The 13,052-nt window shown below is 40.5% G+C and carries 10 protein-coding genes, 2 tRNA genes and 1 pseudogene; 5 read left to right on the top strand and 8 right to left on the bottom strand.

The window, feature by feature from the left end:
* Positions 1 to 726: 726 nt before the first annotated feature.
* The 4 genes and pseudogenes from P4S61_RS00465 to P4S61_RS00450 form a co-directional block, all read right to left on the bottom strand.
* Positions 727 to 803 (bottom strand) — tRNA-Val (locus P4S61_RS00465).
* A gap of 33 nt (positions 804 to 836) precedes the next feature.
* Positions 837 to 913, bottom strand: a tRNA-Val gene (locus P4S61_RS00460).
* Positions 914 to 1,024: 111 nt separating this feature from the next.
* Positions 1,025 to 2,095: a DUF3080 family protein gene (locus P4S61_RS00455; protein ID WP_182734306.1), complete on the bottom strand. Its 1,071-nt coding sequence runs from the start codon at positions 2,093 to 2,095 to the stop codon at positions 1,025 to 1,027.
* Positions 2,073 to 3,427: pseudogene (locus P4S61_RS00450) on the bottom strand (MATE family efflux transporter). Before P4S61_RS00450 ends, P4S61_RS00455 begins: the two are co-directional and overlap by 23 nt.
* 176 nt (positions 3,428 to 3,603) lie before the next feature.
* Here P4S61_RS00450 and P4S61_RS00445 point away from each other — a divergent pair.
* Positions 3,604 to 4,233, top strand: coding sequence for a riboflavin synthase subunit alpha (locus P4S61_RS00445; RefSeq protein WP_337117584.1), 630 nt, complete (start codon positions 3,604 to 3,606; stop codon positions 4,231 to 4,233).
* Positions 4,234 to 4,251: 18 nt separating this feature from the next.
* Here P4S61_RS00445 and P4S61_RS00440 read toward each other — a convergent pair whose 3' ends face one another.
* Both P4S61_RS00440 and P4S61_RS00435 read right to left on the bottom strand, forming a co-directional pair.
* Positions 4,252 to 4,455, bottom strand: a complete 204-nt coding sequence (locus P4S61_RS00440; protein WP_145233067.1) for a CPXCG motif-containing cysteine-rich protein — start codon at positions 4,453 to 4,455, stop codon at positions 4,252 to 4,254.
* Positions 4,456 to 4,638: 183 nt separating this feature from the next.
* A complete protein-coding gene (locus P4S61_RS00435; protein ID WP_145233068.1) occupies positions 4,639 to 5,499 on the bottom strand; it encodes a fructosamine kinase family protein in 861 nt (286 codons plus the stop codon).
* A 131-nt stretch (positions 5,500 to 5,630) separates the two neighbouring features.
* Between P4S61_RS00435 and P4S61_RS00430 the strand changes: the two genes are divergently transcribed.
* Positions 5,631 to 6,326, top strand: coding sequence for a DUF445 domain-containing protein (locus tag P4S61_RS00430; RefSeq protein ID WP_145233069.1), 696 nt, complete (start codon positions 5,631 to 5,633; stop codon positions 6,324 to 6,326).
* Positions 6,327 to 6,384: 58 nt separating this feature from the next.
* Here the strand turns inward: P4S61_RS00430 and P4S61_RS00425 are convergent, their stop codons facing one another.
* Positions 6,385 to 6,750, bottom strand: coding sequence for a DUF3718 domain-containing protein (locus P4S61_RS00425; protein ID WP_145233070.1), 366 nt, complete (start codon positions 6,748 to 6,750; stop codon positions 6,385 to 6,387).
* 353 nt (positions 6,751 to 7,103) lie between these two features.
* On the opposite strand from P4S61_RS00425, the gene P4S61_RS00420 reads away from it, so the two are divergent.
* The 3 genes from P4S61_RS00420 to P4S61_RS00410 all read left to right on the top strand — a co-directional run bounded on the left by P4S61_RS00420 (position 7,104) and on the right by P4S61_RS00410 (position 10,622).
* Positions 7,104 to 7,889 carry a hypothetical protein gene (locus P4S61_RS00420; RefSeq protein WP_145233071.1) on the top strand — a complete coding sequence of 262 codons (786 nt, stop codon included), beginning with the start codon at positions 7,104 to 7,106 and terminating at the stop codon, positions 7,887 to 7,889.
* A 96-nt stretch (positions 7,890 to 7,985) separates the two neighbouring features.
* Entirely contained in the window at positions 7,986 to 9,368 is a 1,383-nt protein-coding gene (locus tag P4S61_RS00415; RefSeq protein ID WP_145233390.1) for an amidohydrolase, read from the top strand.
* Between the two features lie 12 nt (positions 9,369 to 9,380).
* Entirely contained in the window at positions 9,381 to 10,622 is a 1,242-nt protein-coding gene (locus P4S61_RS00410; RefSeq protein WP_145233072.1) for an amidohydrolase family protein, read from the top strand.
* Between the two features lie 148 nt (positions 10,623 to 10,770).
* On the opposite strand, the gene P4S61_RS00405 is transcribed toward P4S61_RS00410, so the two are convergent.
* The gene (locus P4S61_RS00405) at positions 10,771 to 12,993 is read right to left on the bottom strand and encodes an NADP-dependent isocitrate dehydrogenase (RefSeq protein WP_145233392.1); all 2,223 of its coding nucleotides are present in this window, start codon (positions 12,991 to 12,993) and stop codon (positions 10,771 to 10,773) included.
* Positions 12,994 to 13,052 lie beyond the last annotated feature (59 nt).

Here is a 13,052-nt window from a genome sequence, read left to right as displayed (position 1 = left end):
TGATCAAGAGTGGGTAGTGCTCTAACCAGCTGAGTTGTAGTTTACTTAAGATTTATAAAGTAGGTTAGGCTGATTTTTGTTTTTACTTGAATTGGTACGACTGAGTGGATTCGAACCACTGACCTGTGGACCGGGTGATCAAGAGTGGGTAGTGCTCTAACCAGCTGAGTTGTAGTTTACTTAAGATTTATAAAGTAGGTTAGGCTGATTTTTGTTTTTACTTGAATTGGTACGACTGAGTGGATTCGAACCGCTGACCTTTGGACCGGGTGATCAAGAGTAGGTAGTGGGCTAATCAATTGAGCTAGGGTTTACGAATTGAGGATATTAGTGATTAAGATTGGTACGACTGAGTGGATTCGAACCACTGACCTGTGGACCGGGTGATCAAGAGTGGGTAGTGCTCTAACCAGCTGAGTTGTAGTTTACTTAAGATTTATAAAGTAGGTTAGGCTGATTTTTGTTTTTACTTGAATTGGTACGACTGAGTGGATCCGAACCGCTGACCTTTGGACCGGAGTGATCAAGAGTAGGTAGTGGGCTAATCAACTGAGCTAGGGTTTACGAATTGAGGATATTAGTGATTAAGATTGGTACGACTGAGTGGATTCGAACCGCTGACCTGTGGACCGGGTGATCAAGAGTGGGTAGTGCTCTAACCAGCTGAGTTGTAGTTTACTTAAGATTTATAAAGTAGGTTAGGCTGATTTTTGTTTTTACTTGAATTGGTACGACTGAGTGGATTCGAACCACCGACCCCTACCATGTCAAGGTAGTGCTCTAACCAACTGAGCTACAGTCGTACAATATATTTTAATAGGACTTTTCCTTAAATTTGGTACGACCGAGTGGATTCGAACCACCGACCCCTACCATGTCAAGGTAGTGCTCTAACCAACTGAGCTACGGTCGTATCATAAATTTAAGTTGTGCTAATTGCTTAACAACGGTCGCTAATATATAGCGTGCGCTGAAGTGAATCAAGCGAGAAACGCTTTTTTTAGTTCGTTTGCCGTTTTTTTATTCATATTGGGCTGATTTCACACGTTTTATAAAATTTTTGCCACCAAATAACGTGTGTTTTGGTGGAGTCTTTAAATGCTGTGAGTATATTACTTGGCTGCGCTGGGCTTAGTAATGCCGTTAGTTGCGGTTGTGTTGGGCTGGAGTCTTGCCATAATGCTCGATACAACGGCATTAGGCGCTCTAAAGCACCTGATAGTTGAGCCTGATAGGGTTGTAACTGCTGCAAGTAATATTTCTTGAATACGTTGCTGAGGATCTGTGCTTTGCGTTTATTTTTTAGCGGGTTGCATAGTGTGCTTAGCTCAATATTCGCTAAAAAGTTACTAGTACTATTATTTAGCTGTGTTTGTTGGCGTACTGCGCTTATTAAAGCTTGATTGAAGTTAAACTGGCGCAATTGTGCCAGTAGCGGATAGAGCGCTTGAGAGTCTATTTGTGCATATTGCTGCTGTATTATTTGCTGTTTTAAATTCACTAGGCTTTGCAGCGCAAGTTCGGTTTCTACAAGGCCGGCTAAGTTTGTATCAAGTGTATAGCCGGTTAGCTGCCATGTGCGTTTTAGTTCTGGGTCTTTATAAAGTAGCTGCTTGAACTGCTCTAATAACTGTTGTTTTTTATTATGTAATTCGTTACTTATGGCTTGATAACTTTTTGAATCAGGTTCTAGACTATCTAAGCACTGTGGTGCAAATTGAATAAATTGAATCTGGTATATTAACTGGCTAGCAGGAGAGGCGAGTTTTCCTAGTTGACTATTATGTTCAGCAATAAGGGTATTGAGTTTACAGTGTGAAAGTTGTGCCAGTTGCAATATGCTCAACTGTTGTGCATTTTTTGGTTTATTGTTGCTAACAACTGATAGCGCAACATTGGTAAGTTTTGCTGTATCAGGAGTTGGCTTATCTAACGCATTCGCGAGCCGCTGCTGATATTCTAAATACACATCAGCGGGTTTATCTGTGCATGCACAAAGTAGCAGTAAACAGCACAGTAAACTACAAAGGTAACCAAACCGTGACGTTTGGTTACCTTGTTGGTGCGATTTTTTAAGCGCTTTTAAGTGGTTCATGTTTGAATCTATTCGCGACAGTGAGCATTAATAACACTGCGGCTACACTTAAGCCGACGATGATACCTACCCAAAAACCATGCGGGCCCATTGCTGGCACTATTAAATCGGTGCGTGCTAAAACAAAACCCAGTGAAAAACCAATCAACCAGTAAGATATAAAGGTTATATACGAAATCGGTGCTGTGTGTTTTAAACCCCTTAACATACCGTTGGCAGCTACTTGTAAGGAATCAGGTAGCTGATAAATACACGCTAGAATCATGATTGACGTTGCTAAGGCAATAACACGTGCATCATCTGTATAAAGTTGACTGATCACGTTTCGGCCAAAGAAGGTGATGGCAGCAAGTAGAATGGCAATGATCATGGCTAGAATATAGCTTGTTGAAATAGCTTTTTTAAGCTGCTCAAAATGATGTTGGCCGTATAAATTGCCAATCCGAATACTGATCGCAATAGATAAACTCAGTGGCATCATAAACAGCAAGGTTGTGACACTTGCAGCAATCTGATGGCCGGCTACCGCAACCGCACCTAAGTGCGCAATAAATAAAGGAATACAGGCAAATAAAGTGACTTCAAAAAATGTAGCAAGTGAGATTGGTATGCCCACCTTAGTAATTGCCCACATGGTTGGTAATTGCGGTGCTTGAAAGTTTGCTAATAATGTTTTGGCATCTACTTTTTTACTTAATTGGCAATAAATAACTTGTGCGATGGCCATAGCAGTAAATACTAATGCTGTGGCAATCCCACAGCCTGCACCACCGAGTGCGGGCATACCAAACATACCGTGAATAAACACATAGTTGGCTGGGATATTGATGGCTAAACCAATTAAGCTGATATAAAAAGCCGGCTTTGTCATCCCCATGCCTTCGGTAATATTACGATAAACACTGAACACTAAAAATCCAATAATGCCCCATTTTACAAAATGAATATAATCATAGGCCATATTGGCGATAGCAGAGCTGGTATCGAGTTTGAGAATAATAATATCGGCAAAATAGGCAATAGATAAACCGATAACACTCAATACACCAGCTAGGTACAAGCCTTGTTGAAAGTAATGGCTGATGCCGGTTTTATCGTTAGCGCCGGAAAATTGCGCAATTATGCCAGTCAGGGCTAATAATATGCCTTGCAGAGCCAACATGGCGGGGTTCCATACGCCGGTTGCAATTGACAATGCTGCTAAATCGGTAGGACTCACTTGTCCTGCCATGATGGTGTCGACCACTGACATTAAAACTAAGGTTACTTGTGCTAAAAAACGGGGATTGCCAGAGAAACTAACCGTTTGGCTTCCCAACTACAAAAAGTCATATCACTTACTACGTAAACTGAAGAGGCAGATAGTGTAATCGATAAAGCACAGAATCAAAAATTATAGCGATGAGTCAATGTTATTGGTTACAGTAATAATAACGTGGATCGGGTAAACTAAAGCGTGAAATAATATGAATAGTATCTACTTTAGGTAATGAAAGGTGAATTGATTTATGTTTACAGGAATTGTGCAAACACAAGCGACGGTGATTTCAACTAACCAGCAGCAAGGTGTGATGCGTTTAGTGCTCGCTGTAGCAAAGCAATATGTTACAAAACTTGAGTTAGGCGCCAGCGTTGCCATTAATGGTTGCTGTTTAACGGTTGTTAAAGTAGATAATATCTCTGATCAACCGCTTGCTCAGGTTCACTATGATGTAATTGACGAAACATTACAGTTAACTAATTTAGGAAAGCTTATTGCTGGCAGTACCGTTAACTATGAGCGCTCTATGACTTTTGGTACTGAGTTAGGTGGGCATATTGTATCTGGTCACATTCACTGCACCGCCCAGATTGAAAATATTATTCATACACAAGATAATTGTAAAATACAGTTATGCTTACCAAGTCAATGGCAAAAGTATGTGATGTATAAAGGTTTTGTATCAGTCAATGGCGCTAGTCTCACGGTAGGTGAAACCGATGAGCAGGGCTTTTGGCTGCATTTGATCCCAGAGACGTTAGCTATTACCAATATTGGTAAGACTGCAATTGGTGATGCGCTAAATATCGAGGTTGATCAACAAACTTATACCATCATCAATACGGTCGAAAATTACTTACGACCGCAGGCTTCGTAGTCAAATATAAATGCTAGGCTAAAATATTTGTTCGTCATCGCTATCAATATGTAACTCTACCTTACTATTTGCATAGTCAATATGCATATTAAAATGGATAGGGTTACAGCATGCTGCGCAATCTTCGAAGTAATCTTGATCGCCATCACTAGCATCAAGGGTAATATGAATATGATGGCCACAATGTGGGCAGCAGATCCGTTGTGAGAGTTGGTTTTTCATAAATGATTCAACCTTACAAAGCAGAGCAATAAAAGGTAATTATTTATCGCTGCTGATAAATGGTTATGCACCCCATAATTGAACGCTAGCGCCTGTCATTGCTCGGGTTGTTCAACATTAGGCGATACCTAAATATAGTCTGCTTTATTCATTTGTGACATCTATTTGACAATAAAAACGACCTTATTTCAGTAGTAGTTCTATTTGTTGTTTAGCTTCAGTAAGATAGTGGCCGGCAAAGATATTTGCATGATTTAAAATAGGGTAAAGCTGGTAAATTAACTTACGTTGCTCATAGCCATGTGTTAGTGGGTAATGCTTGTTATAGGCGATGTAAAAAGCGTCAGGTAAAGGAGCAAACAGCTCGCTCATGGCAATATCAACTTCCCGATCACCATAATAGCAACTCGGATCAAATACACTCGGTACTGATTGAATAAATCCCATGTTGCCACGCCAAAAATCGCCATGCAACAATGATGGCTTTACGGTATGACCATGTAGCATGTCTTTTATCAGTGCGACAAAGTAATCTTTGTCGACGAGATCAATGCCTTTTTCATGCAGTAATTGGAGCTGCCAGCCAATGCGCTCTTCGGCAAAAAATATATTCCATTTTTTATGCCAGCGATTGGGCTGAGTTGTTGGGCCAATAAAGTTATCCTGATCAAAACCAAACATGGCTTGGCGATGTTTCAGATGCAGGCTTGCAAGGTGGCCACCCATAATATGCCAGTTGGTATGAGGTTGTTGGTCAAGTTCAAGCCATTCTAAAACGATAAATGAAAACTCAATATTAGCACCTGTAGTGATACAATCTGGCACCATAAATAAGCTCTCTTTAGTGAGCAGTTGTAAATTGTGGGCTTCGTTTTCAAATCGCTCTAAGTCACTACGATGGGCTACTTTAACAAAATACTGGTGTATACCATCACTGAGTTGAAATAATTTATCGCTATTAGGGCTTTGCAGTTGGCGTTTTATAGTGTGTTTAAAGTCAAAATGCATTGCTTGGCTGATCTGTTCGTTAACCGTATTCCACATAGCATTGTTCGCCTTTTGTACAGATAATTAAACTATGGCAAAAAGTAGTTAAATAAACAAACTCTTGAGAGTAAAATTAATGTTTTATAAGCGCGCGCTTAGCTTTATGCAACAACCAAGTGGAGAGAATGATGAATAAAAGCCTTATTACCAATGTAATTGCCGGGATTTTAGTGGTGGCGGGTTTTCTATTTGACCAAGCAATTGTACTGTCAATCGGCTTATTTGCACTCTCAGGCGCAGTGACTAATTTACTCGCAGTGCATATGTTATTTGAAAAAGTACCTTTGTTATATGGTTCGGGCGTGATCCAGCTGAAGTTTGCAGGGTTTAAAGTGGCGATTAAAAATCTTATTTTAACCGAGTTCTTTTCAGAGCAAAAAATATCTCAATTGTTAGGCAACAAAAATATCAATGTTGATCTACAGCCAGTGATCAATGAAGTCGATTTAAATCCTGCTTTTGATAGCTTACTTGACGTTATTGAGCACTCCCAATTTGGTAGCATGTTAGCGATGTTTGGTGGTAGTACCGCGGTTGAGCCGATGCGCGAAGCATTTATTGACAAAATGCGTGGTTCATTACTTAATATGAGCGAAACCGATGAGTTTAAAAGCTTGGTGAATGAAAAATTAACGCAATCAGGACTCGCAAGTGATTCGTTGTTTAACACGGTTTCTGGCTTAGTTGATGAGCGTTTAGACGAGCTGACACCAAAAATGGTCAAAGATATTATACAAACCATGATCCGTGAGCATTTAGGCTGGTTAGTTGTATGGGGCGGGGTATTCGGTGGTTTGTTTGGCCTGATTGCTGCAATCATATAAATTAGTTTTTAAGCAGGCCAACGACTCGCCTGCTTAAATTTGATATTGCTTAGCCATACTACTTAGAACCGGCAACAACCATAATTGTTTGTTGGTCTAGTTTTGCTAAATCTTGAATTGAGGTACCCGTTGTCGTTTCAAGGTTTAGATATTTTGCCGTTTTATTAAAACCGTAAGTTCCCGCAAATTTTGCGATACTCATGTCGTTACAACGCAGTTTATCGGTTGTGGTTGTTTTGCTAATACGTAAGTCTCTCATCGTTGCATAAAGTTGCGAAGGCCTATTGGAGCTCACCGCCATGCATATTTGGGTACTTGGACTATTATCAGCTGCAACAAATTGTGCAGCCTCAGTATTTGTTGCAGTAAGTGCTGCAGAGCTTAAAAGTAATGTTGTACAAATCGTTGTTGATAAAGTATTCATCATCATTCTCCAGTGGTTTGGGTATGTCTGCTTGTTGATGAGTTAATTATCAGCTTTATTTTTAAATAAAGCTGTAAATGAAAATCGACAAGATGTAACACCGTGTGTGGATGTGTTTTATAATAATTAACCATCTGATAATAAATGATTTAATGTATGTATTTTGACATGTTTCAAACAAATTATTTTTCACTTTTTTTATTGTTTTTGGTTGTTTTTCAATCTGCTTTCATAGGTTTTACATGCTATTTACTTTAGAGTCATTGTACTTTGTTGTGCAGCATTACTGACATATTTTTCAACCCTGTTATGATCGTCTTGATTATCAAAATACCTGTCTATTAGGAGACTCTGTGAGTAAAACATTGGCGAGTTATTATCAGCAAGCATACGCCTGTGAACAGCATAATTTTAACCGTTGCTTTTATTGTGGCTGTGAAGCGACTGAGCGCGATCATTGCCCGCCATTGCATATGCTACAAAGCATTATTGATTTAGGTGAAGAAGCTGAGTTTATTAGTATTCCAGCGTGCTATGAATGCTATGCAATATTGCACAACGAGCGCTTAATGACGATTGATGAACGCTTTACTAAGTTAAAAAACAAACTCGGTGCCAAATACGCTAAACCACTGCGGGTTTATAATATGTGGCATGAGAATGAACTTAGCGATATGAGTGATGAGTTTGCACATAGCATTAAAGCGGGTATGGCGTTAGGAAAAGAAGCCGCAGAGCGCTTGGCGTTTAGTGGTTTTAGTTATGCAACCGAAGAAGCCAAGGTCACAGTGCGAGAAAAAACGGCTGAGTTTGATGTTGAAGGCGCCATTTTTACTGATTTTAAAGAAGCTTTAAATTATTGTATTAGCGAATTAAAAGTACAAAAAAGTGATTTTTATAAAATTTTAGTAGAAGACTACCAAGGTGATTTTAATAAAGCCTTGAGTCAGTATCGTCATCGTCACGATAAAGTGACTGCCGCTAAAGATGGCGATTGCCTAATTAAGGATTTTTCAAAATTGCATAAACAAAATTCAGACTTCGTAACTCGAACTGTTAAGCACTTTATTAGTAAAGATCCAAGTTTGACAACAGAAGCTGCACTTGAGCAACTGTATAACAATTATATTAAGAAATAACATTCATCTTATATAAATGCAGCTCTAGCTGATTTTTTAGCTTTATGTTGTGTGTTTATATAAAGTAACAAAAAAACAACAACAGAGACTAATATGATGCAAAAATTTGCTCCTTCATTGTTGGTTGTTGCACTTGGTGTGGCGATTGCCGGCTGCCAAGACAACGGCCCACAAGACGACAAAGTAACAATCAATAAAAATCCATATCCAAGTACCTATAAGGTACTTAAATCAACCACGACGCTTATCACCAATGCAACAGTACTAACAGGTACAGGTGAGCGTTTAGAAGAAGCCGATGTATTACTTGTTGACGGAAAAGTGCAACAAGTCGGTAAAGATCTAACTGCACAAGCTGATTTGACTATTGATGCACAAGGTAAATGGGTTACACCTGGGCTCATTGATGTACATTCACATTTAGGAGCATACCCAAGCCCTTCTGTTGAATCTCATCAGGACGGCAATGAAATGACCAGCCCAAATACTGCCGAAGTGTGGGTTGAGCATTCAATTTGGCCGCAAGACCCTGGCTTTAACCGCGCGCGTGAAGGCGGTATTACCGCATTACAAATTTTACCTGGCTCAGCTAATTTATTTGGTGGTCGTGGGGTTACTTTAAAAAATGTTCCATCGCACACGATGCAGGGTATGAAGTTCCCTGACGCACCGTATGGTTTAAAAATGGCCTGTGGTGAAAACCCTAAGCGTGTTTACGGGCGTAAAGGGGTTTTACCATCAACACGAATGGGCAATATGGCTGGCTATCGCACTGCTTGGATTGGCGCCGCTGAATATAAACGCGCGTGGGATAAATACGATGCTGATTATGCAGCAGGTAAAAATCCAGAGGTGCCGCATCGTGATATTAAATACGATACATTGCGTGGTGTATTAGAAGGCGAAGTAATGATCCACAATCATTGTTACAAAGCAGAAGAAATGGCAATGATGATTGACCTTTCAAAAGAGTTTGGTTATCACGCGGGTACTTTCCATCACGGTATTGAAGCATACAAAATTGCTGATTTACTTGCAGATAACGGCTCATGTGCTGCGCTTTGGCCTGATTGGTGGGGCTTTAAAATGGAAGCTTACGACATGGTACAAGAGAACGTAGCGATTGTTGATGCGGTTAAAAATTCTTGTGCTGTTGTTCATTCAGATTCTGACACCACAATCCAGCGCTTAAACCAAGAAGCCGGTAAAGTAATGTACCGCGCTAACGATAATGGGTTTAATATTTCAGAACAGCACGCAATTAAATGGATCACTTCGAATGCTGCAAAATCGCTAGGTATAGCTGATAAAACCGGTTCACTCGAAGCTGGCAAACAGGCTGATGTGGTAATTTGGAATCAAAGTCCGTTTAGTGTTTATGCTAAAGCTGAGCAAGTATTTGTTGATGGTGCGAAAGTGTATGATCGCTACGATGATACATTCCAAGCACAAAGCGATTTTATGTTAGGTCAAAAATAAGGAGTAACTAGGATGACAAAATTAACACATTCATTTTCACTCTCGCTAGTTGCTGCTGGTTTGTTAGCAAGTACTGCGGTGAACGCCCAATCAGTCGCGATCATCAACGCCACTGTTCATACCTCAACTGAGCAAGGTATTTTACAAGGCGCTAGCATCATCATGGATGAAGGCAAAATTATTGCTATTAATCCTGCAACAGTCGAAGCTGATACGATTATTGATGCCAAAGGGCAAATTGTTACAGCTGGCTTTATTGGCAGCATGAATCAGTTAGGTCTAGTTGAAGTGGGCGCTGTTGCTGGCTCTCGCGATGCTGGCGATGATAAAGCGGGGATCGATTTTGATCCAAGCCTAGCATTTAATGCTCACTCAAGCTTGATCCCGTATGCACGTAAAGGTGGCATCACCCGTGATGTGATCACCCCACATGGCGGAGAAAGTATTTTTGCAGGCCTTGCCAGCGTAGTTGATTTAAGCGGTGAGTTTGACAGTGTTAAGCAAACGCAAGTCGCGCTGGTAGTTAATTTAGGTGAGAAAAGCAAAGGCTCGCGCGCAATGTCGCTGAAAAACTTGATTGATAAGTTAGCAGCACATCAACAAAAAGCCAGCAAAAAAGATAAAAAAGACGATGCTGTACCAAGCACTGAAGATAAAGTGCTCGATAAAGTATTAGCGGGTGAAATGCCACTATTAGTAACGGCTTCTCGCGCCGCAGATATTATTGAGCTAATCAAAGTAAAACAACAGTTTTCACTTAATTTAGTGATTGCAGGCGCACAAGATGCCGTGGTTGTAAAAGAGCAATTAGCGCAAGCAAATGTTCCAGTCATTGTAAGTTCTATGGAGAGCTTGCCAGGCAGTTTTGATTCGCTACATGCGAGTTTAGATAATGCAGGCAAACTCGAAAAAGCAGGCGTAAAGGTGTTGTTGTCGATCGCAGGCGATGCCAGTCACAATGTTTATCAATTGCGTTTTGACGCGGGTAATGCGGTTTCTTATGGCATGACACAAGCGGGTGCATTAAAAGCGATAACAGCGAATGTTGCTGATGTATTTGGAATTAATGCCGGTAGTGTGGCGGTAGGTAAAGCTGCTGACTTAGTGATGTGGAACGATGACCCATTTGATTTTACTAGTCACGTAACTAAAATGTTTATTAACGGCGAAGAAGTTTCAACTGAAGCACGCCAAGATAAACTCCGTAAGCGTTATACTACTGACTCAGATATGCCTCGCGCATATACTAAGTAACTACGTTCAGCTTAGTAACTTGAACAATTTAAAGGCTGCATTTGCGGCCTTTTTGCTTTTTGTATCAGTGAAAAATAAAACATTATTTAAAAACCACAAAAAAGGCGCTCACTTTAACAGTGAGCGCCTTTTAAATTTAAATCGATACTTATACTAGTTTAGCTAAGATATCGTTAAATGTTGTGCTAGGGCGCATTGCTTTAAATGCTGCATCATCATTTGGTTGGAAATAACCACCGATGTTTACAGCTGGGCCTTGTGCATCGTTAAGTTCGTTAACGATTTGTTCTTTGTTGGTTTCTAAATCACTGGCGATTTGTGTGAACTGTGCTTTAAGTTCACTGTCATCGTTTTGCTTGGCAAGCTCTTGCGCCCAGAATAAAGATAGGAAGAAGTGAGAACCACGGTTATCAATTTCTTTCACTTTACGAGACGGTGATTTGTTTTCAGCAAGGAAAGTACCTGTTGCTTTATCAAGGGTATCAGCTAGCACTTGTGCTTTGTTGTTACCAGTATTGACAGCTAGGTGCTCAAGTGATGCCGCAAGTGCTAAAAACTCACCTAACGAATCCCAACGTAAGTGGTTTTCTTTTTCGAATTGTTGAACGTGCTTCGGTGCTGAACCACCCGCGCCAGTTTCAAATAAACCGCCGCCATTCATAAGTGGTACGATTGAAAGCATTTTTGCACTCGTACCAAGCTCAAGAATTGGGAATAAATCAGTTAGGTAATCACGTAATACGTTACCTGTTACTGAAATAGTATCTAGGCCATCTTTAATGCGTGCAAGAGAGAATAAGGTTGCTTCAAGTGGTGCAAGTATTTGAATATCAAGGCCAGATGTATCGTGGTCTGGCAAGTATGCGTTAACTTTTTTGATTAACTGTGCATCGTGTGCACGGTTTTCGTCAAGCCAGAAAATAGCAGGGTTACCGGTAGCGCGTGCACGGTTTACAGCTAATTTTACCCAATCTTGAATTGGTGCATCTTTAACTTGGCACATGCGCCATACATCGCCTTGCTCAACAGTGTGTTGTAGCAATACGTTGTCAGCACTATCAACAACACGGATCACACCATTTGCTGGTGCTTCAAAGGTTTTGTCGTGTGAACCATATTCTTCAGCTTTTTGTGCCATTAGGCCAACGTTAGGAACGCTACCCATAGTGGTTGGATCAAATGCACCGTGTTCTTTACAGAAATCAATTGTTGCTTGATAAACACCAGAGTAACAACGATCAGGAATGACAAAGCTAGTATCTTGTAATTTACCTTCACTGTTCCACATTTGACCGCTTGAACGAATTGCAGCAGGCATAGACGCATCGATAATCACATCACTTGGTACGTGTAAGTTAGTGATACCACGATCAGAATCAACCATCGCAATTGCAGGGCGTGTAGCGTATACAGCGTCAATATCAGCTTCGATTTCAGCGCGTTTAGCATCGTCTAATGTTTGGATTTTAGCGTAAACATCACCAAGACCATTATTAACATCAACACCTAGCTCAGCAAATAAAGCGCCGTGCTTAGCAAAAACGTCTTTATAGAATACTTTTACCGCATGACCAAAGATGATTGGATCAGATACTTTCATCATGGTTGCTTTCATATGTAATGAAAACAGAATGCCTTTTTCTTTTGCAGCATCGATTTCAGCCGCTAAGAAAGCTTGTAGTTTCGTAATACTGATTGAAGATGCGTCAATCACTTCACCAGCAAGTAATGGCGTGCTTGCTTTAAGAACAGATACGTCGCCATTTTCAGCAACGTGCTCAATACGTACATCAGTAGCAGTATCAAGCGTTACTGATTGCTCAGAGCCAAAGAAATCGCCTTCGCTCATGCTCGCAACATTTGAAGCAGAATCTTTGCTCCATGCACCCATTGAATGTGGGTTGTTACGTGCATATTCTTTTACAGAGCCAGGAGCACGACGATCAGAGTTACCTTCACGTAATACTGGGTTTACAGCACTACCTTTGATTTTGTCGTAAGTTGCTTGAATTGCTTTTTCTTCATCTGTTTTAGGTTCAGCAGGGTAGTCTGGCAGTGCGTAACCTTTTGCTTGTAATTCTTTGATAACAGCACGTAATTGTGGAACTGATGCACTGATATTTGGTAATTTAATGATGTTTGCTTCAGGTTTTTTAGCCAGCTCGCCTAATTCAGCAAGCGCATCACCAATACGTTGTTCTTCAGTTAAATACTCAGAGAAGTTAGCAATAACACGACCCGCTAAAGAGATGTCACGTGTTTCAACTTCAACGCCTGCGGCATTAGTGTATGCTTGGATGATCGGCAGCAAAGAGTATGTTGCTAGTGCCGGAGCTTCGTCTGTTTTAGTGTAGATAATTTTTGATGTCATCATCATTCCTAGATAGTAGGCGTAAGAGCCATATTCAACAATGCAAAGAAATATCATCG

This window comes from Pseudoalteromonas sp. B160, assembly GCF_037162485.1.
In the GTDB taxonomy this organism is placed as follows: Bacteria; Pseudomonadota; Gammaproteobacteria; order Enterobacterales; family Alteromonadaceae; genus Pseudoalteromonas; species Pseudoalteromonas rhizosphaerae.
This window is presented reverse-complemented; position numbering and strand designations above follow the sequence as displayed.